The organism is Micromonospora sp. CA-249363 (assembly GCF_050950185.1).
Lineage (GTDB): Bacteria > Actinomycetota > Actinomycetes > Mycobacteriales > Micromonosporaceae > Micromonospora.
The window spans coordinates 6478589-6502791 of sequence record NZ_CP192020.1 but is presented as its reverse complement, the minus strand read 5'-3'; the positions used below and the strand labels follow the sequence as shown (position 1 = coordinate 6502791).

The following is a 24203-nucleotide window of genomic DNA, read 5'->3' as shown; positions in this document are numbered from 1 at the left end:
GGGTTCGCCGACAAGTCCCGTCCACCGGACCGGAAAACTAATCGAACCCCCCGGTGACCCGGCCGGTTGCGGCGAGTCAGGTTTGCGTCAGTTCGCGTGATGTCACCGTTCGTCAGGGTTCCGCGCACGCTCTGTCCCATTCGCTGGTGTGACATGAAGGCATCGAGGGTGATATCCGCGAAAGATCGGAATTCACGCGATCCGAACTCAACTCACTGGCCCGCCACCGGAGGATGCTCGGTCGCACCGGACCGGATCACCGATCGGAGCAACCGGACAGACGTACGGCGGATCTCAGCCAGCGCTCAGGCTGCGAGCCGTACCGTGTGCCGCATGAGATCGTCGTCGCCGGCCGCATGGTTCCGGCGTGTCCTGCCCACCCGCCGTCGCGTGATCGCCGCGGGGGTGGTCGTCGTGCTGGTGGCCGTCGCTGTCGGTTGGGCGGTGTGGCCGCAGGGATCGGACGTCCGCGCCCGGAGCGCGATGCTCACCGTCCGCTCCGGACCGTCCGGCGACGCGCCCGTGGACCTGGACACCACTCTGTACCTTCCGCCCGGCGCGTCGTCCGGCCGGAAGGTCCCCGCGGTCCTGCTGGCGCACGGCTTCGGCGGCACGAAGGAGTCGGTGCGCCCGGACGCCGAGGAGTTCGCCGGACGCGGGTACGCGGTGCTCACCTGGACCGCGCGGGGCTTCGGCCGCAGCGGCGGCGAGATCCACCTGGACAACCCGGACTACGAGGTACGCGACGCGCAGCGGCTGCTGGACTGGCTGGCCGCCCGCCCCGAGGTGCGGACCGACGCCCCCGGCGACCCGAAGGTCGGCGTGGTCGGCGGCTCGTACGGCGGCGGCCTGGCGCTGCTGCTGGCCGCGCAGGACCCCCGGGTGGACGCGATCGTCCCCATGATCACCTGGAACGACCTGTCCCGGGCCTTCCTGCCCGAGAGCACCGGCGGTGCGCCGACCGAGGGCGTGTTCAAGAAGGGTTGGGCCGGCCTCTTCTTCGGCGGGGGCGGCAACGTGGGCAGCGGCCCGGCCGGGCTCTCCGGTACGACCGCCGCCCAACCCGAGGGAGCGCCGGCGTCCGCGGGCCCACCGAGCCCGGGGCCGGGCGCGGGTCCCGGAACCGCGCCCGGTGGCCTCCCGGCCGGCGCCGCCGACCCGTCCTGCGGGCGGTTCGCGGCCGACGTCTGCGCCGCGTACCTGCGGATCGCCACCACGGGCCGGGCCGACCAGGCAGCCGTCGACCTGCTGCGCCGGTCCAGCCCGGCCGGCGTGCTGGACCGGATCAAGGCGCCCACCCTGCTGGTCCAGGGCGAGGCGGACACGCTCTTCCCGCTCGGTGAGGCGGACGCGAACGCCAGGGGGATCGCCGCCGCCGGCACCCCGGTACGGGTCGCCTGGTTCACCGGCGGGCACGACGGCGGCAGCGGACCGCGCTCGGACGAGGACCGGGTGAAGTTCCTGACCGTCCAGTGGCTCGACCACTACGTCAAGGGCGAGGGGGACGCGCCCGGCGACGACTTCACCTGGTCCCGGATCGCCGGATTCGACGCGCTCGACCGGGGTCTGGTCGCCACCGGTTTCCGCCGCGCCGACTACCCCGGCCTGGCCGGCAACGCCCGCCGGGAGGTGGCGGTCGCCGGTCCGGCGCAGCCGATCGCGAACCCGCCGAACGGCAACCCCGCAGCCATCTCCTCGGTGCCGTTCGCCGGTGGCCTCACCTCGCTGCTCGACGGGGTGGCCGGGGACGTGCCCGGCCAGCACGCGCGCTTCGAGTCGACGCCGCTGACCGAGGCCGTCGACGTGGCCGGCGCGCCCACCGTGACCGTACGGGCCGCCTCGCCGACCGGGGAGGCGGTGCTCTTCGTCAAGCTCTACGACGTCGACAAGGACGGTGCCGCCACCCTGCCGAACGGTCTGGTCGCGCCGATCCGCCTCACCGGCCTGCCGCAGCGGGTGCAGGACGCCCGCCCGGTCACCGTGACGCTGCCCGGGATCGTCCGCCGGATCGAGGCGGGGCACCGGCTGCGCCTGGTGGTGGCCAGCTCCGACCAGGCGTACACCACGCCCGCCGCGCCCACCGTCTACACGGTGGCCGCGGACGGCGCGGTCAGCCTGCCCACGGTCGACGGTGAGCCGATCCCCACGGCGGCGACCGTCTGGCGCTGGGTGCTCGCCGCCCTGCTCGCCGCCATCGTGATCGGGCTCGTCGTGGTCGTCGCCGTGGTCCGCCGCCGGCACCGCCGCCAGGACCGCTCGGTGCATCCGGAGTACGCGGACACGCCGCTGGCCGTGCGCGCGCTGCGCAAGGAGTACGCGGACGGGTTCGTGGCGGTGTCGAACGTGGACTTCGAGGTGCACCCGGGCCAGGTGGTGGGCCTGCTGGGGCCCAATGGCGCGGGCAAGACCACCACCCTGCGGGTCCTGATGGGGCTGACCCAGCCGACCGCCGGCGAGATCTACGTGTTCGGTCGTCGGCTGGTGCCCGGCTCCCCGGTGCTGTCCCGCATCGGCGCGCTGGTGGAGGGGCCGGGGTTCCTGCCGCACCTCTCCGGCCTGGCGAACCTGCGGGCGTACTGGCGGGCCACCGGCCGACCGGCCGAGGACGCGCACTTCGACGAGGCGTTGGAGATCGCCGGGCTGGGCGACTCGGTGCACCGGAAGATCAAGAACTACAGCCACGGCATGCGCCAGCGGCTCGCCATCGCCCAGGCCATGCTGGGCCTTCCCGAGCTGCTCGTGCTGGACGAGCCGACCGACGGGCTCGACCCGCCGCAGATCGCCGAGATGCGCCGGGTGCTCCAGCGGTACGCCACCGACGGCCGGGCGGTGCTGGTCTCCAGTCACCTGCTGGCCGAGGTGGAGCAGACCTGCACGCACGCGGTGGTGGTCAACAAGGGCCGGATCGTCGCCTCCGGGCCGGTCCAGGAGATCGTGGGCGAGTCGCCGAGCGTGCTGTTCGACGTCACCGATCCGGAGGCGGCGCGCGCCGTGCTGGACCGGCTGCACGGCGTACGGGTACTGCCGGAGAGCGACGGGCAACTGGTGGTGGACACCAACGGCACGGCGCGCAGCGAGGTGGTGGCCGAGCTGGTGCGGGCCGGCATCGGGGTGGACCGGGTGGTGCCCCGGCGACGCCTGGAAGACGCGTTCCTCGCCCTGGTGGGCGAGAACTCTCGGGGAAGCGGTGACCGGTGATGGCAGTTGTCGACGCGGGCGAGGCCCAGGGCTACCGGCCGTCGGCCACCCTGCCCTTCGCGGCGGAGTTCCGCCGGCAGGCGTCCCGGCGGCGGACCCAGCTGGCGCTCGGGTTCATGGTGCTGCTCCCGCTGATCATCCTGATCGCCTTCCAGTTCAACTCCGGCGGCGACGACGACAACGGCAACAACGAGTTCGCCAGCCTTGTCGACCTGGCCACCTCGGGCGGGCTCAACTTCACCCTCTTCTCGATCTTCGTGTCGGCGTCGTTCCTGCTGGTGGTGGTCGTCGCGCTGTTCTGCGGCGACACGGTCGCCAGCGAGGCGAGCTGGGGGAGCCTGCGCTACCTGCTGGCGATCCCGGTGCCCCGGGCGCGGCTGTTGACGGTGAAGCTGGTGGTCGCGCTCGCGTACTCGGCTCTGGCCCTGGTCCTGTTGGCCGGTACCGCCCTGCTCGCGGGCACCCTGCGCTACGGCTGGTCGCCGCTGCGCAGCACGGTGGCCGCCGAGCTGGAGCCGGGCGAGGGGCTGCTCCGGTTGCTGGCGGTGCTCGGCTACCTGGCGGTCGTACTCCTGGTGGTGGCCGGCCTGGCGTTCCTGCTGTCGGTGACGACGGACGCCGCGCTGGGCGCGGTGGGCGGCGCGGTTCTGCTGTGGATCCTGTCCAGCATCCTGGACCAGATCACCGCCCTGGGCGTGCTGCGGGACTTCCTGCCCACCCACTTCAGCACCGCCTGGCTGGGACTGCTGTCCACGCCGGTGCAGACCGACGACGTGGTACGCGGCACCATCTCGGCGATCAGCTACGCGACGCTGTTCTGGGGGTTGGCGTTCTGGCGCTTCACCCGCAAGGACATCACGTCGTAGGCATCCGCCAGGCGCTGACGCCGATCCGCCCGGTGTTGCCCACGTCGACCGGACCCTGCGGGTCGACCTCCTCGGCGGGTTGACCGGCGGCGGGCGCCACCGACAGGTACGCGCCGTCGGTGGCGACCACCGTCGAGTCGGTGACCAGGTTGCGCCAGAGGATGGTGGCGACGGCCCGCTCGCCGGGTGCGAGGGTGATCTCGCGAGGCGGCTGGTCGAAGCCCGACGTGATGTCCTTCGCCCCGTTCTGCACCGCCAGGATGATCGGCTTGCGCTGCTCGTCGAGGACCCACACCGTCGGGTACCCGTTGAGCCGGTACGGGCGGTCACCGCAGTTGAGCAGCTCCAGGCCGAGGGCGCGCAGCCCCATCGCCGCGTCCCCTCCGGTCGAGCGGATCCGGACGCCGGACGCCGGGCACGTGGGCGCGGGCTCGGCGCTCGCGGACGCGCTGGGTGCGGTTGTGACCTTGGGCGGCGGGCCGCTCGGGTCGCCGCCCTGCCCCGCGTGATCGCGGGGCACGCAGGCGCTGAGCGCGAGAACCAGCATGGCCGCCGCGCCGACCCGTAGCCCGCTGACGTTCCGGAAGATCATCTCCCGATCCTCGCGCACCGACCCGGCCCCTGGGTGCCCGGCCTCCCGCCGGATCGCCGATATGAGGGCTTGCCGTACACCTTCTGCCCCGCGCCCCGCGCCCCGCGCCCCGTACCCCGCGCCAAGATCCGCGCAACTTCCCTGTTGTTGCTGCATGCGGCGCGCGGGAGGCAGCAATAACCCTGATGTTGCGCAGATCTTCGGGCGCGAAGGGAGTCGCCGTCGTCCCGGCTCGCAGCTCGGATGCGGCCTCCTGCCCCGTGTGTGGGGCAGCTCGACAGGGTGTACGGGCACTGCGCCAGCCGGTACGTTGAGGGTTCGGGAGCGCTCCCAACGCGCGCGAGCTACTGCCGGGTGTGCATCAAATCAGGACAAGCCGCAGCTCCCGCACTGCGCACCGGGTGCTCCCGCCGGGGATTTTCCCACTGGCAAGGAATTTATTAACATCGATGGCTTGAGGCCCCACCATGGAAGAGATCTGTTCCCTTCGATGGAGGTCTCCATGAACGTCTCTCGGCTCGGCGGGCCGACCCTGTCCCTGTTCCGCATCGTGATCGGCCTGCTGTTCACGCTGCACGGCCTCTCCTCGGTCTTCGGGTTGTTCGGCGGCAACCCGATGACCGGCAAGGCGGTACCGCTCGGCACCTGGCCGGGCTGGTGGGCCGCCCTGATCCAGCTCATCTGCGGCGCGCTGGTGCTGGTCGGGCTCTTCGCTCGGCCCGCCGCGCTTCTCGCGTCCGGCTCGATGGCGTACGCGTACTTCGTCGTGCACCAGCCGGACGGCCTGCTGCCGCTGCACAACGGCGGTGAGCTGGCAGCCCTCTTCTGCTGGTCGTTCCTGCTGGTCGCGGCGCTCGGATCGGGCCCGTGGGCGCTCGACGCGCTGCTCTTCAAGCGTCGCGCCGACGCGCCGTCGTCGTCGATGCCCGAGCCCAGTCCGGTGAACGCCTGACCGCACCCGTGACGCGCGTCGCCGGAGCCTCGGCGTGTCGGCTCCGGCGACGCGTGCGTTCGGGGTGGCGTTGCATCGGGTGATGCCGTGAACGATTCAGCTCCAAAGGATGCGAGGGAGAGGGGTTGCCCCTGGCCCCCGGCATCGACTCGGAGGCGGGGTCAGGCTGGCGGGCGGGGAGTGAGGACCGCGTCCAGCAGGCCCGGGTAGCGCGCCTCCACCTCGTCGCGGCGCAGTCGGACCAGGCGGCTCGTGCCGGCGGCCCGGGTGCGGGTCAGGCCGGCCTCGCGCAGCACCTTGAGGTGGTGGCTGCGGGTCGCCTTCGAGACGCCGAAGTCGAAGCTGCCGCAGGCCGCCTCGCCGCTCTCGGCGAGCGCCCGGACGATCTGCAACCGCACGTCGTCGGCGAGTGCGGCCAGCACGGCGGTGACCGGTACGTCGGTCAGGTCGGGTTCGTGCAGCTCCATGTGACCAGTCTAACCCTTGTTCGACAATCATCGAACAACACCCTATGGTCGGTGTCGTTGGTTCGAAGATACTCGAACATTGGAGCTGACGATGCGATCCCGCGCCGCCGCCTACCCGCTGCTCGCCGTGCTCGCCTGGGGCGCGATGTTTCCGATCCTGGCCACTGCGCTGGCTCGGGTCGACCCGCTCAACCTGACCACCGCCCGCTACGTCGTCGCCGCCGTCATCCTGGTCGGCATCCTGCTGCTCCGCGAGGGCACGGCCGCGCTGCGGCTCGGCGGTCGGGGAGTCGAGGTGGTGGTGCTCGGCGTCGTCGGCTTCGCCGGCTTCAACCTGCTCACCAACCTGGCGCTCGAACACGCTGCCCCGCAGCAGGTGTCCCTGTTCGTGGCGACCACCCCGATCATCACCCAACTCGTCCGGTGGGCCCGCGACGGCGTACGGCCGAAGCCTCTGCTTCTGGTCCTCTCCCTGGTGGCGCTCCTCGGCGTCGGTCTGGTGATCACGCGCGGGAGCCTGGCCGGGCTCGGCCAGTTCGGTCTCGGCGGCCTCATGATGATCGGAGCGGTGCTCGGCTGGGCCGTCTACACCCACGGCGCGACCCGGTTCGGCGCCTGGTCACCGCTGCGCTTCACCACCCTGACCGCGCTCGCCGGAACGGCCGCCATGCTGGCCGCGAGCATCGGCGCCGACGCCGTCGGGTGGCAGCACGCGCCGGCTGGCGCCGACCTCGTGGCGGTCACTCCACAACTGGCGTACGCCGTGCTCGTCGCCGCCGTCGTCGCGGTGCTGGCCTGGAACACCGGTGTGCAGCGCCTGGGCGCGGCCAACGCCGCCCTGTTCATGAACCTCGTCCCGGTGACCACCTTCGTCGTGCAGATCGCCCGTGGCTACCGGCCGGAGGGCATCGAACTGGTCGGAGCGGCGATCACCATCGCCGCCCTGGTCGCCGCGAACCTCGCGGCGCGCACCCGCCCCCGGCCCTCGACGTCGCCCCAGCCGACCGCGGTCACCGATCCCGTCGCGGTGGTCGACCCGGTGGCGGTGGCAGCCCGCTGACCCACTGGCTGGGATGCCCGGTGGAGGCGCCGGGCAACGTTGCCTAGACTCGGTGGCACAACTGCATACCTCATCCAGAGGGGCTGAGGGATACGGCCCGACGACGCCCCGGCAACCACCCCGCGCGCTCACCGCTGAGCGACCCGCGGGGCAGGTGCCAATTCCGTCCCCGCCGCACCGTGCGATGCGGGGAAAGATGAGAGGACTCTCGACATGACGTCGACGCTCGCCGCCTCCGGCATCGACACCTCCGCCAGCCCCGCCCGCGCCCTCGTCTGCCGTGCCTGTTCGGCCCGCTACCCGCTCGCCGCCCAGCACGCCTGTTACGAGTGTTTCGGTCCTCTGGAGGTCGACTACGACACCGCGGCCCTCGCCACGGTCACCCGGGAGCAGATCGAGGCCGGCCCCGACAACATCTGGCGGTACGCCGCGCTGCTGCCCGCCGGGCAGGACCCGGCCACCCGGGTCACCCTCGACCCGGGTCTGACCCCGCTGGTGGCGGCTCCGCACCTCGCCGCCGAGCTGGGCATCACCGCGCCGCTCTGGGTCAAGGACGACAGCGCCAATCCGACCCACTCGTTCAAGGACCGCGTCGTCTCGGTGGCGCTGACCGCCGCCAAGGCGCTCGGGTTCAGCCGGTTCGCCTGCGCCTCCACCGGCAACCTGGCCAACTCGGTGGCCGCGCACGCCGCCCGTGCCGGTGTGCCCTCGATCGTCTTCATCCCGTGCGACCTGGAGCAGGGCAAGGTCATCACCACGGCCGTCTACGGCGGTGAGCTGGTCGCCATCGACGGCTCGTACGACGACGTCAACCGGCTCTGCGGTGAGCTGGTGGAGACCGACGAGTTCGAGGACACGGCGTTCGTCAACGTGAACGTCCGGCCGTACTACGCGGAAGGGTCCAAGACCCTCGGGTACGAGGTGGCCGAGCAGCTCGGCTGGCGGATTCCCGCCCAGGTGGTCATCCCGATGGCCAGCGGCGAACTGCTCACCAAGATTGACAAGGCGTTCTCCGAGCTGGTCGAGATCGGCCTGGTCGAGGCCCCGGCGGGCGGCTGGAAGGTCTTCGGGGCGCAGTCGGCCGGCTGCAACCCGATCGCCGCCGCGCTGCACGCCGACACCGACACCATCACCCCGGTCAAGCCCACCGGCATCGCCAAGTCGCTCAACATCGGCGACCCGGCCGCCGGCCTCTACGCGCTGGAGGCGGTGCGCCGCACCGGCGGTTGGATGGAGTACGCCGACGACGACGAGATCCGCGCCGGCATCCGCGACCTGGCCCGTACCACCGGCGTGTTCGCCGAGACTGCCGGCGGAGTCACCGCCGCGGTGCTGCGCAAGCTGGTCGAGTCCGGCCGGCTCGATCCCACGGCGGAGACGGTCATCTTCAACACCGGCGAAGGTCTGAAGACCATCGACGCCGTGGCCGCCCAGGTCGGCCCGACCCACCAGATCAAGCCGTCCCTGCGTGCGGCCCGGGACGCCGGTCTGCTCGGCTGAATCCACCGGGTGACTGGATTTTCGCTGTGAGTGTGGAAAACCTGCCCCTCGGGACTTGACGGCAGGAACCGGACGGCGCAAGATGCTCCGTGCGGGAGGGCATTTCGCCGAAGACTTTTGAAGTTCTTGCGACCCAACGCCGGAGGCGTTGTGCGAGTGTCCCTCCCGACCACGTTCGACAGGGCCAGCGAATAATCGCTGGCCCTGTCGCTTTTGCTCCTGCCAGGCTCACCCGCATGAGCATCACGATCGCGCCGTTCGACGGCACCGACCGGGCCGCGGTCGACGAGGCGTACCGCATCGGAGCGGCGGCCATCGAGGCCGACCTGCCCGACTTCCCGCCGTCCTGCCGGCAACGCTTCGACGCCCTCTTCCACACCCCGATGCCCGGCACCCGCTCCCTCTGGGCGCTGGCCCGGCTGGACGGGGTGCCCGCCGGCTACCTTCAGCTCGACCTGCCGCAGCTCGACAACCCCGAAAACGCCACCGCCGAGCTGACGGTCCGTCCGGACCTGCGCCGCCGGGGCGTCGGCCGGGCCCTGCACGAGTACGGGGTACGCCTCCTCCGTCAACACGACCGCAAACGGGTCGTCGCCATGGCCGTCGCCGCGCTGCCCGACGGCCCGACCCGACCGGTGGCGGGCGCCGCGTTCGCCACCGCGCTGGGCGCGCACTCCGCGCTGGTCGAGGTGCGTCGCCGCCTGGAGATCGAGCGCATCGACCGGCTCGCGCTGCGGGCCGCCCTGGCCGAGGCCCGGCCCCGCGCCGAGGGCTACCGGTCCGTCACCTGGCAGGGCGCCACCCCACCGGAGTACGTGGCGGACATCGCCTACCTGGACGGCCGGCTGCTCATGGACGCGCCCATGGGCGACGTGCAGTGGGAACCCGAGCAGGTCGACGCCGAGCGCATCCGGGGCAACGAGCGCGCCCTGGACGCCCGGGGTCGGCGGCGCTACCACCTCGCCATGCGACACGAGGCGTCCGGCCGGCTGGTGGCCTGGACCCTGCTCGACGTGGCCGCCTCGACCGACTGGCACGCGTACCAGCAGATCACCCTCGTCGACCCGGCCCACCGTGGTCACCGGCTGGGCCTCATCGCCAAGGCCGAGAACCTGCACCACCTGCTCACCCACGAGCCCGCCGTACGCGTCATCGACACCTGGAACGCGGCGAGCAACAGCTACATGGTGGCGATCAACGAGCAGCTCGGGTTCCGCCCGGTGGACGCCTGGGACAACTGGCAGCTCACCCTCTGACGGGTGTCCGCCGCTACTGTTCGCGGAGCTCCGTCATGCATGATGGCGGCATGACGGAGACCCCGCATCCCCTGTACGACAGGCACGCCGACACCCTCAACCGTGCGCTGACCGCGATCACGGAGCGGGGCTACTGGTCCGCCTATCCCGAGTCCCCCAGCCCTCGCGTGTACGGCGAGACCGCCGCCGCCGACGGCAAGGCCGCCTTCGAGGCGTACCTCGGTGGTGACTTTCCGCTCGACCAGCCCGGCGCCGGCGAGCGGACCGCCACCGAGACGAGCCCGTTCGGTGTCGACCTGGCGGTGCGGTACCCGCACGCCGGCCCGGACGAGTTGGTCGCCGCCGCGTCCGCCGCGCTGCCGGCCTGGCGCGACGCCGGTCCGCAGGCCCGGGTGGGCGTCTGCCTGGAGATCCTCGACCGGCTGCACAGGCACATCTTCGAGCTGGCCAACGCGGTGCAGTTCACCAGCGGGCAGGCGTTCGTGATGGCCTTCCAGGCGGGTGGGGCGCACGCGCTGGACCGGGCGCTGGAGGCGCTGGCGTACGCGTACGCCGAGATGACCCGGCACCCCGGCACGGCCGGCTGGGAGAAGGCCGCCGGCAAGGGCGACCCGCTGCGGATGACCAAGACGTTCCACGTGGTCCCGCGTGGCGTGGCGCTGGTGATCGGGTGCAACACCTTCCCGACCTGGAACTCGTACCCCGGACTGTTCGCGTCGCTGGTCACCGGGAACCCGGTGATCGTGAAGCCGCACCCGCGCGCGGTGCTGCCGCTGGCGATCACCGTGAGGTACGCCCGGGAGGTGCTGGCCGAGGCCGGCTTCGACCCGAACCTGGTCCTGCTGGCGGCCGAGGCCCCCGGTGAGAAGCTCGCCAGCGACCTGGCCCTGCACCAGGCCGTCAAGATCGTCGACTTCACCGGTTCCACCGAGTACGGCGACTGGCTGGAGACGCACGCCCGGCAGGCTTCGGTCTACACCGAGAAGGCCGGCCTGAACACGGTCGTCATCGACTCCAGCGACGACTTCGCCGGCATGTGCCGCAACCTCGGGTTCACGCTGACCCTCTACAGCGGACAGATGTGCACCACATCGCAGAACATCCTCATCCCGGCCGGCGGCATCGAGACCGACCAGGGGCACAAGAGCTTCGACGAGGTGGCCGGCGGGATCGCGGCGGCGATCGGCAAGCTGACCGCCGACCCGGCCCGGGGTGTCGAGCTGACCGGCGCGATCGTCAACGACGGGGTGCTGGAGCGACTGGCCGAGGTCACCAAGGTCGGGGAGCCGGTGCTGGAGTCGCGGACCGTGGCCCACCCGTCGTACGCCGACGCGGTGGTGCGTACCCCGACGATCGTCAAGCTGACCGCGGACGACGCCCAGGCGTACGGCCGGGAGTGGTTCGGGCCGATCTCGTTCGCCATCGCGACCGACTCCACCGCGCACAGCCTGGAACTGATGCGTCGGACCGTCGGCGAGAAGGGCGCGCTGACCGCCGGGGTCTACTCGACCGACGAGGCGGTGCTGGACGCCGCCGAGGCGGTCGCGGTCGAGGTCGGCGTGCACCTCTCCTGCAACCTCACCGGCGGTGTCTTCGTGAACCAGTCGGCGGCCTTCTCCGACTTCCACGGCAGCGGCGCCAACGCGGCGGCCAACTCGGCGCTGACCGACGGGGCTTACGTTGCTAACCGGTTCCGGATCGTGCAGTCGCGGCGTCCTGCTTGATCTTTGCTTGCGGTGGGGGTTTCCGGGGCAGCCCACCCCGCTCCGGGCGGTCAGGCTTGATCCCTGCGCGGGGCGGGCTGCCCCGGAAACCCTTTCGTCGGCACGGTTTGTCGCCTGGGCGTCCGGCTTTTGGTGGGACATCTTGGTGGTTCTGCCCTGGGAAGGGTTTCTTTAGGCGGGGCGGCGCATCTGGAGTTCTTTCAGGGCGGGGATCGTGGGGTGGGGGACGCGTACGCCCGTGTCCTTGAAGCCCAGCCGCTGGTAGGCCCGGTAGGCGCGGTCGTTGCCGACCACCACCTCCAGCAGCAGCTCCGGCCGGCCGCAGGCCCGTGACCAGGCGGCCACCCCGTCGATCAGTTCGCCGAGCAGCCCGGTGCCCCGCCAGGCCGGCGTGACGTACACGGCGTAGATCACGGTGAGGCCCGGCTCGTTCGGGGCGACCGTCCCGCCGGCGTGCCCGACGAGCCGGCCGCCCGGGTCCGCCACGAACTGCGCGTTGTGGGGGCCGGTCGAGGTGAACGCGACCCGGGCGGCGAACTCGTTGTGCGGCCGGGCCGCGGCGTCGGCCAGGGTCTCCAGGAAGGCCAACGGCGCGTCGGCGAGCATCTCCAGGCGCAGCGCCCGCATCCGGGCGGCGTCCTGCGGTCGTACGCGGTGGATCCGCGCCTGCCGCAGGGCCCCGGCGCCCGTGGTGGTGGTCATGTCCGCATGCCTACCACAGGGGCGGACGCGCGCCGGCGACCCTGCCGCCAGATCTCCTCCATCCGGCCCAAAGGCAACCATCGTCATGAATCCGACGGACCCTCGAATCGCCATGAAATATGCCCGATTTGTGGTCGTGCGCTCCCGTCACTCCTCGTGTAGCGTGCGATTTCGATCACCTCTTTCAGCGGTCGTCGTCGATTGCTGGGGCGGGTGGTCCGCGGGTGTCCGGCCGTGCCGGACGTCCGGGCAGGCAACGCCGCGCAGAGTGAGGGAAGTGCACCGTGGCACAGGGTTCCGTGAAGTGGTTCAACGCCGAGAAGGGTTACGGCTTCATCGCCGTCGACGGCGGTCAGGACGTGTTCGTCCACTTCTCCGCGATCGAGATGGACGGTTACAAGGCGCTCGACGACGGTCAGCGGGTCGAGTTCGAGATCGCCCAGGGTCAGAAGGGCCCGCAGGCGGAGCACGTCCGCGTCATCGGCTGACCGATCCCGATCTGCTCGCCGGCGGTTCACCCCGATCGGCTGGCGAGTCGGGGCTGCGGCGCGGACGCCCGCCCGGGAAGATCGTGAACCGTTCCAGCCGATGCTGAGGAGGGTTCATGACCGACCAGTCGCCGCCACCCGCCACGCCCTCCGGGCCGGGTGAGCCGGGCCCGTCCACCGAAGGCTCCGGCGCGTCACCCGTCCCGGGTACGCCGCCCGTGTCCGGCGCAGGGATTCCGCCCGTGTCCGGCGCAGGTTCGCCGCCTGGCGGGGCCGTTGAGCCGCCGCCTGCCGGGCCGCCCGCTGCTGAGCCGCCGCCTGCCGCTGGGATGCCCCCTGCCGTTGAGCCGCCGCCCGCCGTTGAGCTGCCGCCCGCCGCTGGCATGCCGCCTGGCGGGACCGCGGGGATGCCCCCTGCCGGGCCGCCGCCCGTCTGGGACCCCGCGCGCGGCGCCTGGGTCCCGGCCGGCCCGCCCCCGAAGGGCTGGGCGGCTCCCCCCGTCGGCGGCTACCCGCCCGGGGGCGGTCCCTACGGCGGGCAGCCGTGGTATCCGGGGGCGCCGGGCGGCTGGTACCCGCCGGGTTACGGCCTCGACCCGAACGACGCCCTGGTCACGCCGCCCGGCGCCGGCATCGGAGGCTGGTTCGACCGGTTCTGGGGCGCGCTGCGTCGGGGTTGGCGGCAGTTGGTGCCGATCATGCTGCTCACGCAGGTCCTGCCGGCGGCGGTGCTCTCGGTCATCTCGTTCGGTCTGGACCCGTCACCCGCGTGGGAGGCCCAGGCCGAGGCGGACCCGTCGGCCGGGCTGCCGGACAACTTCGCCACCAGCCTGTTGACCCTCGTCGTCGTGCTGGTCGGCGGCAGCCTGCTGATCGGCCTGGTGCAGGCGCTGGGCTGGGCCGCCGGCAGCTGGGTGATCACTCAACAGGCGACCGGCCGGCCCGCCCGCCTCGACGCGGCACTGCGGTACGGACTGCGCCGGGCGCTCGGCGTGTGGGGCTGGACGCTGCTGGTCAGCCTGCTCATCGGCATCGGAGTCTGCTTCTGCGTGCTGCCGGGCATCTACCTGGCGTTCGCGCTGAGCATGGCCGGCCCGGTCTACCTGTTCGAGCGGGACAACCCGATCGGCCGGTCGTTCCGGATGTTCCACGACCGGCTCGGCATGTTGCTCGGCCGGGTGGCCCTCGTGGCGGCGGCGGTGATCATCGGAACGGTGGTGCCCGGCCTTCTGGAGTCGGCCGGCACCGTCGCGTTCGGCGAGGACCCGTTCGCGTCGCCGGGCGGCGCGGTCGGGGTGGTGGCCGTCATCGCCGTCACGGCGGTGCTGGCCCTTCCGGCCCACCTGGCCCAGCTGGTCGGTCTGCTGATCACGTACGCCGAGCAACGCGCTCATGAGGGGCCCGTGAACGGGGCCACACTGGCTGCGGAACTCGGCTGACCGGGCTCATCGTGCTTGCACTCGGCAGGTGAGAGTGCTAAACAAGTCATTGGCACTCGCATACCGTGAGTGCCAATGGTCGGGACGGTGGGGCCTGGTTGCGCCGGTGTGGAGACGCCGGGGCAGCACATGGCCGGTCGTCGCGGGCTATCCGGCCCGGCCGAAGGACGTCGTCGTCGCCAGGTGGCGACGTCCCAAGGTGCGTACACCAGGCGGCCCATCCGGGGACACATCTCGGGTGGCCCGTGAGTGTCCAGGAGGACAACGCCGTATGGCCAAGATGATCGCGTTCGACGAAGAGGCGCGCCGCGGCCTCGAGCGGGGCATGAACCAGCTCGCCGACGCCGTAAAGGTGACCCTCGGCCCGAAGGGCCGCAACGTCGTGCTCGAGAAGAAGTGGGGTGCCCCCACCATCACCAACGATGGTGTGAGCATCGCCAAGGAGATCGAGCTCGAGGACCCGTACGAGAAGATCGGCGCCGAGCTGGTCAAGGAGGTCGCCAAGAAGACCGACGACGTCGCCGGTGACGGCACGACGACGGCGACCGTCCTGGCCCAGGCCCTGGTTCGCGAGGGCCTGCGCAACGTGGCCGCCGGCGCCAACCCGATGGCCCTGAAGCGGGGCATCGAGGCCGCGGTCGCGAGCGTCTCGGAGGGGCTGTCCAAGCTCGCCAAGGACGTCGAGACCAAGGAGCAGATCGCCTCCACCGCCTCCATCTCCGCTGGTGACAGCAGCGTCGGCGAGATCATCGCCGAGGCGATGGACAAGGTCGGCAAGGAAGGCGTCATCACCGTCGAGGAGAGCAACACCTTCGGGCTGGAGCTGGAGCTCACCGAGGGTATGCGCTTCGACAAGGGCTACATCTCGGCCTACTTCATGACCGACCCGGAGCGTATGGAGGCCGTCTTCGACGACCCGTACATCCTGATCGTCAACAGCAAGATCTCGTCGGTGAAGGACCTGCTCCCGATCCTGGAGAAGGTCATGCAGGGCGGCAAGCCGCTGCTGATCATCGCCGAGGACCTGGAGGGCGAGGCCCTGGCCACCCTGGTGGTCAACAAGGTCCGTGGCACCTTCAAGTCGGTCGCCGTCAAGGCGCCGGGCTTCGGTGACCGCCGCAAGGCCATGCTGACCGACATCGCCATCCTCACCGGTGGCCAGGTCATCAGCGAGGAGGTCGGCCTGAAGCTCGACGCCGTCGGCGTCGACATGCTGGGCCGCGCCCGCAAGGTCGTCGTCACCAAGGACGAGACCACCATCGTCGATGGTGCCGGTGACGCCGAGCAGATCCAGGGCCGGGTCAACCAGATCCGGGCCGAGATCGACAAGAGCGACTCCGACTACGACCGCGAGAAGCTGCAGGAGCGGCTGGCCAAGCTGGCCGGCGGCGTTGCGGTCATCAAGGTCGGCGCGGCCACCGAGGTCGAGCTGAAGGAGCGCAAGCACCGCATCGAGGACGCCGTTCGCAACGCGAAGGCGGCCGTCGAGGAGGGCATCGTCCCGGGTGGTGGCGTCGCGCTGGTGCAGGCCGGCAAGACCGCCTTCGACAAGCTGGACCTGGTCGGCGACGAGGCGACCGGTGCCAACATCGTCAAGGTCGCGCTGGACGCCCCGCTGCGGCAGATCGCCGTCAACGCCGGCCTCGAGGGCGGCGTCGTGGTGGAGAAGGTCCGTAACCTCGAAGCGGGTCACGGCCTCAACGCCGCCAACGGCGAGTACGTCGACCTGCTGGCCGCGGGCATCATCGACCCGGCCAAGGTGACCCGTTCGGCGCTGCAGAACGCGTCGTCGATCGCCGCGCTGTTCCTCACCACCGAGGCCGTCGTCGCGGACAAGCCGGAGAAGACCCCGGCTGCCCCGGCTGGCCCGGGTGGCGGGGACATGGACTTCTGAGTCCAGTTCCGACACACCGAACGGGGCGGGCCGCTGACGCGGTCCGCCCCGTTCGTCGTCAGGTGGGCAGTGGGCGCTGGTTGCGGCGCTTCTGCGCCCGGTCGTACGGCGGCAGCAACTGGATCGGCGCGTCCACCATCTCCTGCGGTTCCTCGGTCGCCGCCCGGCCGTCGGTGCTCATCTCGGCCAGCTGTTCGGCGTCGCCGTAGTCCAGCCGGTCGAACGGCAGTTGGCCGGGCAGGTCGTCGACCGGTTTCCAGGTGATCGGCGGGCCGTCCTCGGTCTGGTCGTCATCCGCGGTCATGGCTGCCTCCTCTACCAAGACGGTAGGGGGCGTCGATGCCCGACGCGGACGAATGGATCAATGTCCCATTTGACCGCTATTGCGCGGCGAGGCGTCGCCGGTACAGGAAGAAGACCCGTTCGATCCGCGCACCCGCGCTGCCCGAGTAGAACGGCACCGGCCCCACCCAGCCGATCTCCGCCCGGTCCAGCCCCGCCGCCCGCTGGTCCCGCAGGCAGCGTCGCAGCAGCACACCGCCGATGCCCGAGCCCTCGGCGGCCGGGGCCGTGCCCATCGGCCCGAACCAGCTCGGCCGGGACGACCCGTAGGCGGCAAAACCGAGCACCTCGCCGGCCCGCTCCGCCAGGTGGCAGCCGGCCCCCTCGCGGCCCACCGATCCGATCAGCTCACCGTCCCAGGCGCCGCCGAAGGTCGACCGGGCGAACGCGGTCAGCGCCGGCAGGTCCGCGGGCTCGGCCCGCCGTACCGTGATGCCCTGCCCGGCCAGCCGCCGCTCGGCGGCCTCCGTCGACCGCAGGGCCGGCGACTCGTCGTACGACAGGTCCGCGGTCATGTTCCAGGCGGTCCGGTCCTGCTGGTACCCGAGCGCCAGGGCCGCGCAGACCGCCGGCGTGTACCGCACGTCGATGCCGGGCCAGGCGTAGTACGGCGGGTTCCCGGCCAGCAGCACCTCGCTGACGCCGCGCCCGGCGAGCGCCCGCTCGGCCTGGGCGAGCAGCGCGCGGCCCACGCCCCGGCGGCGTTGCCCCGGCAGTACGGCGACCAGGTCCACGTGCCCGATGCCCGGCTCGGTCGGCGACACCGAGCAGAGCAGCACCCCGACCAGATCGTCGGCCCGGTACGCCCCCAGCGCGATCACCGGTCGGTCGACGGCGGCCCGGGGCCAGAGGACGTCCACGATGGCGTCCGCCTCGGCGGCGTCCTCCGGCAGATCGAGTGCCTGCGCGCAGAGCCGCGCCACGGCGGGCGCGAGATCGAGGGCCAGCTCGGTGACGGTGATCTCGGCGTCCATGGGTGCCGACCCTAGATCACCCGCCGCCTCCCGCCCTGCTCACCCCCGGGCTGCGCGGACGGCGGCGTACGCGTCGACCTGGCCGGCGCCGGTGACGTTCGCCGGGGAGCCGCAGTCATCGCTGGGATTGCGGGAGCGGTAGGTCGGCTCGGCCGGCGTGGCGGTGTCCCGCAGGATCTGCCGGGTCCGGGCCAGGTCGCCGATCAGCGCCGGGTTCGCCGACCACATGAGCGCGACCACTCCCGCCACCTGCGGGGTCGCCATCGACGTGCCGTCCAGAGCCGCGTACCCGCCGCCGGGCATCGCCGACACCACGCCCACCCCGGGGGCCAGTACGTCCGGCTTGCCCGCGCCGCCCGGCACCGGCCCGCGCGAGGAGAACTCCGCCACGCGTCGCTGCGCGTCCACCGCGCCCACGGTCAGCACGGTCGCGTACGGCGCGGGCGGGTCGTCGATCGACGCGCACCACGGCCCGGTGTTCCCGGCGGCGGCGACCACGAAGATCCCGGCCGCGTCCAGCGCCGTGGCCGCCGGCAGCAACGCGTCCCGGTCGCAGCCCTCGATCGTCGGGCAGCCCCACGAGTTGGTCAGCACCTGTGGCGCGCGCTCGGGCCGTCCGTCGGTGAACGGGTCACCCCCGGCGGGGAAGGGGGCCAGCATGAACTGGAGGCAGTCCAGGTAGTGCCCCGGGCTGCCCAGGTTGCGGTCCAGGTTGACGCAGCCCACCCACTGCGCGTCCGGGGCCACGCCGATGCCGTTCCGCCCGACCGCGCTGCCCACGGTGTGGGTGCCGTGCCCGCCCTGGTCGGTGGGCGTCCGAGTGTCGTCCCACGGGTCGTACCAGGAGTCGTCGCCGCCCCGGAACCCGGCCCGCAGCGCCGGATGGCCGCCGTCAACGCCGGAGTCGGAGCTGCCGACCACGATCCCCGCGCCGGTCACCCCGAGTTGGGACCAGACCCGGTCCGCGCCGAGTTGGCGGATGTTCCACTCCGGACCGGTCGGTGCCGGCGCGGTGCCCCGGTTCTGTCCCGCCGGGGCGGGCAGTGGCCGCAGACGCTGGCTGACCAGCACCCGGCCCACCTCGGGCCGCCGCGCCAGCCAGGCTCGCACGGCCGGACCGCCGTCCACCTCGACCGCGTTGACCAGGTAGTACGGCACCGGGTCGAGCCGTAGCCGCCCCGCCGTGCGACGCAGGTCGGCCTGCGTACGGTCGGCGGTCGCCACCAACCGCCGGTAGACCTCCGCCGCCCGGGCGTTCCGCCCGGCCTGTCCGGGGGCGCCGACCGGGATGCCGCTCAGGTCGGCCTGCTCGCGCAGCACCACCAGCAGTCGCTCGCCGTACAGGCCGGGTTGACCGGGCCCGACGTCGACCACGCCCACCGTCAGCAGCAGGACCGTCGCCGCCAGCGCGGCGACCCGGCGACTCGGGGTACGTGCCGCTGGGCGGGCCAGCAGCACCCCGTACCCGATGGCGAGGACGACCGCGACGGCGAGGCCGACGCCGGCGGCGGTCGCCACCCAGAACGGCACGTCGCGGGTACCGACCAGCAGCAGGGTGATCTCCTCCGGGTCGGTGAACGCCAGCGGCCCGAGGACGGCCAGGCCCACCAGCCAGCCGGTCGCGGCCCGGCCGGCACGGACCGGATCGGTCGCGCCGACGCCGGGCTGCGAGGTCGTGACCGGGTCGGCGGCCGGTGCCCCGGCGGTTGTCGGGTCGGCGGCCGACCGCCAGGTCGTGGCCCAGAGCGCGGCGAGCACGAAGCCGGTCGGCGGCAGCGTCAGCAGGGCGGGCAACTGCGCGCCGGACTGGCCGGTCCCGGCGGCGAGCAGCAGCAGCGCCACCCCGGCGACGAGGCCGCCGACCAGCACCAGACGGGCCGGGCGGGGTGGCCGGCCGACCGCGAACCGGGACCAGAAGGTGGCGTCCAGCAGCGTGGCCGCCAGCACACCCAGCGCGGCGGCCGCCAGGACCGCGAGGGCGGTCTCCAGCAGGCCGCCGAGCGCGCCCAGCCAGGCCCACGGCAGCACCAGGGCCAGCCCGGCGGCCACCGCGAGCAGCGGCGCCGCGCCCGGCCGCCACGCGCCGCGCCGCGCCCGCTCGGCGTCACCGGTGGCGTCGTTCCGTGCGGCGTCGGTCCGTGCGGCGTCGGTCCGTGCGGTGTCGGTCCGTGCGGCGTCGTTCCGCGCCGCGACGGCCTGCGCGGCGTCGTTCCGCGCGGCGTGTCCCTCGTCGTCGGGTGCCGGGCCGTCGACGAGGCGTGCCGGGCCGTCGATCAGGCCAGCCGGCCCGGGGTACGTCCGCCGACGCCCCGCCCACCCGACGGCGAACGCGCCGAGCAGCGCCGTCGCGGCCAGCACGGCCAGGTACGCCTCGTGGTGCACGGGCGGCACCACCCGCAGCACGGTGAGTACACCGAGGGCCAGCGCACCGAGCAGCCAGAGGTGTCCGGTGGCCCGGACGGCGGCCGAGCGGGGCAGCACGGCCAGCAGCAGGGCGGGCGTGCCGACCAGCACGACGGCGGCCAGGCCGAGCACCGGCCAGAGCCAGCCCACCCGGTCGCGTCCGAAGTTCAACAGCACCTGATCGGTCAGCCAGCCACCGGTCTGGGTGGCCACCGTGACCGCGACGGTCCAGCAGCCGACGAACACGGCCGCGACCACCGGCCACGGGGAGTTGCGGTCGTCGACTCCGGGTTGACCATGCATCCGAGAACCCTACGGCCACCCGGAAAATCTTGGACACTTTCCGTTGGCGCCAACGGCAACTGTCCGAGATCTGCGGCTGGTCGAGGTGGACGGCGAGCGGGGTGGAGCGGGCGGCGCATGTCGACCGGCTCGGTCGACGGTTACGGTGGTTGAGTGCGTGATCCCAATGTCTCCCGGTCCGTGGCCGGGCAGCTCTCGCCGGTCCGTCGTGCGGCAGACCTGCGCCGACTCCGCGCCGAACGCTTCGACGTCCTGGTCATCGGGGGTGGGGTGACCGGTGCCGGCGCGGCCCTGGACGCGGCGTCCCGAGGGCTGAAGGTGGCCCTGGTCGAGGCGCGCGATCTCGCCTCCGGCACGTCGAGTCGATCCAGCAAGCTGATCCACGGTGGGCTGCGTTACCTGGAGCAGTTGGAGTTCCACCTGGTCCACGAGGCGCTGACCGAGCGCGGCCTGCTGGCGACCCGGCTCGCGCCGCACCTCGTCCGCCCGGTGCCGTTCCTCGTGCCGCTGCCCGCCGGCCGGGGGCTGCGGGATCTGCCGGCGCGGATCTTCCGCCGTTCGTACTACGGCGCGGGCGTGGCGGCGTACGACGTCTTCGCCGGTCTCTTCGGCGCCGGCCGGGGGATGCCACTGCACCGGCACCTCACCCGGGAGGGCGCCCGGCGGATCTTCCCGAGTCTGCGCGCCGACGCCCTGGCCGGCGCGATCCGCTACTACGACGGGCAGGTCGACGACGCCCGGCTGGTCGTCACCCTGGCCCGCACCGCCGCCAGCCTCGGCGCGACCGTGGTGAGCAGCGCCCGCGCCGTCGGGCTGATCCGGCAGGCGCGGGAGGTCACCGGCGTCCGTGTCCGCGACCTGGAGGCCCCGGCCGGCTCACCGGACGCGGAGTTCGAGGTGCAGGCCCGCACCGTCATCGCGGCCACCGGCGTGTGGAGCGACGACATGTCCCGGATGCTCAACGACGTGGGCCTGCGGCCCGGCATCCGGGTGCGTGCCTCGAAGGGGGTGCACCTGGTGGTGCCCCGCTCGGCGATCACCGGGGAGACCGGGCTCATCCTGCGTACGGCGACGTCGGTGCTCTTCGTCATCCCCTGGGGCGGGCACTGGATCATCGGCACGACGGACACGGACTGGCGGCTGGACCGGTCCCACCCGGCGGCGTCGGCACGCGACATCGACTACCTGTTGCAGCAGGTGAACACCGTGTTGGACCGGCCGCTGACCACCGCCGACATCGAGGGCGTCTACGCCGGGCTGCGCCCCCTGCTGGCGGGCGAGGCCGACTCCACCTCGAAGCTGTCCCGGGAGCACGCGGTGTTCGAGCCGATGCTCGGGCTGCTGCTGGTGGCCGGTGGCAAGTACACGACGTACCGGGTGATGGCCTCCGACGTGGTCGACCGGGCCGTACGACGGTTGGGGGGTGGCCGTGCCTCGCGGACCGCCGACCTGCCGCTGCTCGGCGCCGACGGGTACGCGGCGCTGTGGCGGGACCGGGCCGACCTGGCCCGCCGGCACGGGGTTCCGGTGGGCGTGGTGGAGCACCTGCTGGAGCGGTACGGCAGCCTCACCCTCGACCTGCTGGCGTTGGTCGACGCCGAGCCGCTGCTCGCGTCGCCGCTGGCCGGCGCTCCGGAGTACCTGGCGGCGGAGGTTGCCTACGCGGCCCGGGCGGAGGGGGCGCTGCACCTGGAGGACGTGCTGACGCGGCGTACCCGGATCTCGTTCGAGACCAGCCACCGTGGCCTGGAGTCGGCGGAACACGCGGCCGAGTTGATGGGCGCGGTGCTGGGGTGGGACGCGACGACCCGGGCCCGCGAGGTCGAGCACTACCGCGCCCGGGTCGAGGCGGAGCGCCGGTCCCAACTCATGCCGGACGACGCCGGGGCGGACGCGGCGCGACTCGGCGTGCCGGACGCACGCGGGTACGCCGCGGACCGGGGTGGCGACGATCAGGCGGAGCTGCGACCGACGGCGAGATGACCGGTATGTAACGCTACCGAGTGGTAACAATCGATAGCTGCCCGGATGGTGGTATCGGACGCTACCTACGGTGGGGTAGGTTTCCGCGCGTGCTGTACCGCGCGCGCCCTCGTCTGCTCGCCCCTGCCCTCGCCGTGGTGCTCGTCGGTGCCCTGACCGGGTGCTCGCTGCTCGGCCGCGACAAGGACGCCGACACACCGGCCGCCCCACCCCCGGCCGGCACGGCGGCGGGCGGCGCGACCCCCGAGATCCCGACGACCGTCGCCGTGGGCCAGGTCAGCCTGCTCCAGCGGCTCGGCGCCGACGCCCCGCTGCGCACCCTGAAGGTCGAGCAGGACGGCTCGTGGCAGTGCCTCGACTGTGCCGGCGACGGGGTCACCTCCCGGGGCCGGCTGGCACCGGAGCAGACCGAGCGTCTTCAGGTGCTCCTCGCCGACCCCCGACTCGCCGAGGAGACCGACCAGGTCCGGCGGTACCGGACCACCTGCATCGACGCGCTGACGTCGAGCCTGCTCACCTCGTCCGGGCTGATCAGCTCGCAGGACTGCCCGGGTGAGGAACGCCCGCCGGTGGCCGGCGAGATCCTGTTGCTGCTCACCCAGGCCACGCCCGCCGAGGTCAAGGGCTGAGCGCAGCTGTCAGAGCACCTTGCCGGGATTGAGCAGGCCGGTCGGGTCCAGGGCCGACTTGATCGCCTGGTGCACCCGGACACCGACCGGACCGATCTCCCGCGCCAGCCAGTCCCGCTTGAGCAGGCCCACGCCGTGCTCACCGGTGCAGGTGCCGCCCAGGTCCAGGCCGAGCCGCATGATCTCGTCGAACGCCCGTCGACCCCGCTCCACGCTCGCCGGGTCGGCCCGGTCGACGACGATGTTCGGGTGCATGTTGCCGTCCCCGGCGTGCCCCACCACGCCGATCGGCACCTCGCACTCCGCCGCGATCCGGGTCACCCCGTCGAGCAGCGCGGCCAGCGCAGCGCGCGGGACCGCCACGTCGTCGATCACCAGGCCGCCGTTGCCGCCCGGGTGGACGTCGGCCGCGAACTTTTCCATCGCCGGGTGGGCCAGCCGGCGGGCCTGCAACAGCGCCGCCGCCTCCAGCGCGTCGGTGGCCGCGTAGACCTCCTCGGCGCCGGCGGCCTCGCACACCTGCGCCACGGCGGCCAGGTCGTCGGCCGCCCGGTCACCGGTGTCGGCGGCGGCCAGCAGCAGGGCCTGCGCGTCGGTCCGCAGACCCATCGGCCGGTACGCCTCGATCGCCCGCAGGTGGGTCTGGTCGAGCAGCTCCAACAGGCTGGGCCGGAGGCCCCGCGCGGCGATCTGCGCCACCGCCGTACCCGCCGCCGCGGTGGACCCGAAGACCGCCACCAGGGTCAGCGAGTCGGCCGGGGCGGGCCGCAGCGCCACGGTCACCTCGGTGATCACGCCGAGGGTGCCCTCCGAGCCGACGAAGAGCCGCGTCAGGTCGTACCCCGCCACCCCCTTCGCGGTGCGACGCCCCGTGCGCAGCACCTCGCCGGAGGCGAGCACCACCTCCAGGCCCAGCACGTACTCGGTGGTCACGCCGTACTTCACGCAGCACATGCCGCCCGCGTTGGTGGCCACGTTGCCGCCGATCGTGGACGACTCCCAGGAGCCGGGGTCCGGCGGGTACCAGAGACCCTGCTTCGCGACCGCCTGGGCCAGCGCGGCGTTGACCACGCCCGGCTGGACGACGGCGATCCGGCCCACCGGGTCGATCTCCCGGATCTCGTCCATCGCGACGGTGCTGAGCACCACCGAACCGTCCACCGCGTTCGCCGCGCCGGCCAGCCCGGTGCGCGCGCCCTGCGGAACCACCGGTACGCCGTGTCGTGCCGCCGCCCGGATCACCGCGACCACCTGCTCGGTGGTCCGGGGACGGGTCACCACGAGAGGTACGCCGGCGGCACAGAGGTCGGCCTCGTCGCGCTGGTGCACGCGCAGCAGGTCCGGGTCGGTGAGCACGGCGTTCTCGCCCAGGGCCGCGCGCAGATCATCGAGGAGTCCGGTGGGGGCCATGCCGCCGAGGCTAGGCCGACG

General features: G+C 72.7%; 19 protein-coding genes and 1 riboswitch. Of the genes, 12 read left to right on the top strand and 7 right to left on the bottom strand.

What is annotated here, in order from left to right; all coding sequences use genetic code 11:
- Positions 1-333: 333 nt before the first annotated feature.
- Positions 334-3198, top strand: a complete 2865-nt coding sequence (locus ACQPZK_RS29195) for an alpha/beta fold hydrolase (RefSeq protein WP_433535960.1) — start codon at positions 334-336, stop codon at positions 3196-3198.
- The gene (locus ACQPZK_RS29190) at positions 3198-4064 is read left to right on the top strand and encodes an ABC transporter permease (protein ID WP_433535959.1); all 867 of its coding nucleotides are present in this window, start codon (positions 3198-3200) and stop codon (positions 4062-4064) included. Before ACQPZK_RS29195 ends, ACQPZK_RS29190 begins: the two co-directional genes overlap by 1 nt.
- Here the strand turns inward: ACQPZK_RS29190 and ACQPZK_RS29185 are convergent.
- A complete protein-coding gene (locus ACQPZK_RS29185) occupies positions 4054-4656 on the bottom strand; it encodes a DUF4232 domain-containing protein (protein ID WP_433535958.1) in 603 nt (200 codons plus the stop codon). The genes ACQPZK_RS29190 and ACQPZK_RS29185 overlap by 11 nt on opposite strands.
- Positions 4657-5158: 502 nt before the next feature.
- On the opposite strand from ACQPZK_RS29185, the gene ACQPZK_RS29180 reads away from it, so the two are divergent.
- Positions 5159-5608, top strand: coding sequence for a DoxX family protein (locus ACQPZK_RS29180; protein WP_433535957.1), 450 nt, complete (start codon positions 5159-5161; stop codon positions 5606-5608).
- 161 nt (positions 5609-5769) lie between these two features.
- On the opposite strand, the gene ACQPZK_RS29175 is transcribed toward ACQPZK_RS29180, so the two are convergent.
- Positions 5770-6075: an ArsR/SmtB family transcription factor gene (locus ACQPZK_RS29175; protein WP_433535956.1), complete on the bottom strand. Its 306-nt coding sequence runs from the start codon at positions 6073-6075 to the stop codon at positions 5770-5772.
- A gap of 91 nt (positions 6076-6166) precedes the next feature.
- Between ACQPZK_RS29175 and ACQPZK_RS29170 the strand changes: the two genes are divergently transcribed.
- The 4 genes from ACQPZK_RS29170 (at position 6167) to paaN (ending at position 11615) form a co-directional block, all read left to right on the top strand.
- Positions 6167-7135 carry a DMT family transporter gene (locus ACQPZK_RS29170; RefSeq protein ID WP_433535955.1) on the top strand — a complete coding sequence of 323 codons (969 nt, stop codon included), beginning with the start codon at positions 6167-6169 and terminating at the stop codon, positions 7133-7135.
- Positions 7136-7202: 67 nt separating this feature from the next.
- Positions 7203-7338, top strand: a riboswitch (SAM riboswitch).
- Positions 7339-7348: 10 nt separating this feature from the next.
- Positions 7349-8635: a threonine synthase gene (gene thrC, locus ACQPZK_RS29165; RefSeq protein ID WP_433535954.1), complete on the top strand. Its 1287-nt coding sequence runs from the start codon at positions 7349-7351 to the stop codon at positions 8633-8635.
- 236 nt (positions 8636-8871) lie between these two features.
- Complete coding sequence (locus ACQPZK_RS29160) at positions 8872-9891, top strand: N-acetyltransferase family protein (RefSeq protein WP_433535953.1); 1020 nt, start codon at positions 8872-8874, stop codon at positions 9889-9891.
- Between the two features lie 50 nt (positions 9892-9941).
- Positions 9942-11615 carry a phenylacetic acid degradation protein PaaN gene (gene paaN / locus ACQPZK_RS29155; RefSeq protein WP_433535952.1) on the top strand — a complete coding sequence of 558 codons (1674 nt, stop codon included), beginning with the start codon at positions 9942-9944 and terminating at the stop codon, positions 11613-11615.
- A 171-nt stretch (positions 11616-11786) separates the two neighbouring features.
- Here paaN and ACQPZK_RS29150 read toward each other — a convergent pair whose 3' ends face one another.
- Positions 11787-12317 (bottom strand): N-acetyltransferase family protein, encoded by a 531-nt coding sequence (locus ACQPZK_RS29150; protein ID WP_433535951.1) that lies wholly within the window; start codon positions 12315-12317, stop codon positions 11787-11789.
- A 284-nt stretch (positions 12318-12601) separates the two neighbouring features.
- On the opposite strand from ACQPZK_RS29150, the gene ACQPZK_RS29145 reads away from it, so the two are divergent.
- From ACQPZK_RS29145 to groL, 3 genes are all read left to right on the top strand, one after another.
- On the top strand, positions 12602-12805 hold the full coding sequence (locus ACQPZK_RS29145) for a cold-shock protein (protein ID WP_124815530.1): 204 nt from the start codon (positions 12602-12604) through the stop codon (positions 12803-12805).
- 407 nt (positions 12806-13212) lie between these two features.
- A complete protein-coding gene (locus ACQPZK_RS29140; RefSeq protein WP_433535950.1) occupies positions 13213-14244 on the top strand; it encodes a hypothetical protein in 1032 nt (343 codons plus the stop codon).
- Between the two features lie 271 nt (positions 14245-14515).
- Positions 14516-16138, top strand: coding sequence for a chaperonin GroEL (gene groL / locus ACQPZK_RS29135; RefSeq protein ID WP_433535949.1), 1623 nt, complete (start codon positions 14516-14518; stop codon positions 16136-16138).
- 58 nt (positions 16139-16196) lie between these two features.
- On the opposite strand, the gene ACQPZK_RS29130 is transcribed toward groL, so the two are convergent.
- From ACQPZK_RS29130 to ACQPZK_RS29120, 3 genes are all read right to left on the bottom strand, one after another.
- Positions 16197-16442 carry a hypothetical protein gene (locus tag ACQPZK_RS29130; protein WP_433535948.1) on the bottom strand — a complete coding sequence of 82 codons (246 nt, stop codon included), beginning with the start codon at positions 16440-16442 and terminating at the stop codon, positions 16197-16199.
- Positions 16443-16518: 76 nt separating this feature from the next.
- Positions 16519-17454, bottom strand: a complete 936-nt coding sequence (locus ACQPZK_RS29125) for a GNAT family N-acetyltransferase (protein ID WP_433535947.1) — start codon at positions 17452-17454, stop codon at positions 16519-16521.
- A 39-nt stretch (positions 17455-17493) separates the two neighbouring features.
- Positions 17494-20160, bottom strand: coding sequence for a S8 family serine peptidase (locus ACQPZK_RS29120; protein WP_433535946.1), 2667 nt, complete (start codon positions 20158-20160; stop codon positions 17494-17496).
- 153 nt (positions 20161-20313) lie between these two features.
- Here ACQPZK_RS29120 and ACQPZK_RS29115 point away from each other — a divergent pair, with 153 nt between their 5' ends.
- A complete protein-coding gene (locus tag ACQPZK_RS29115) occupies positions 20314-22143 on the top strand; it encodes a glycerol-3-phosphate dehydrogenase/oxidase (RefSeq protein ID WP_433535945.1) in 1830 nt (609 codons plus the stop codon).
- 89 nt (positions 22144-22232) lie between these two features.
- Positions 22233-22772, top strand: a complete 540-nt coding sequence (locus ACQPZK_RS29110) for a hypothetical protein (RefSeq protein WP_433535944.1) — start codon at positions 22233-22235, stop codon at positions 22770-22772.
- 9 nt (positions 22773-22781) lie between these two features.
- On the opposite strand, the gene ACQPZK_RS29105 is transcribed toward ACQPZK_RS29110, so the two are convergent.
- Positions 22782-24182 (bottom strand): FAD-binding oxidoreductase, encoded by a 1401-nt coding sequence (locus ACQPZK_RS29105; RefSeq protein ID WP_433535943.1) that lies wholly within the window; start codon positions 24180-24182, stop codon positions 22782-22784.
- Between the last annotated feature and the right edge of the window lie 21 nt (positions 24183-24203).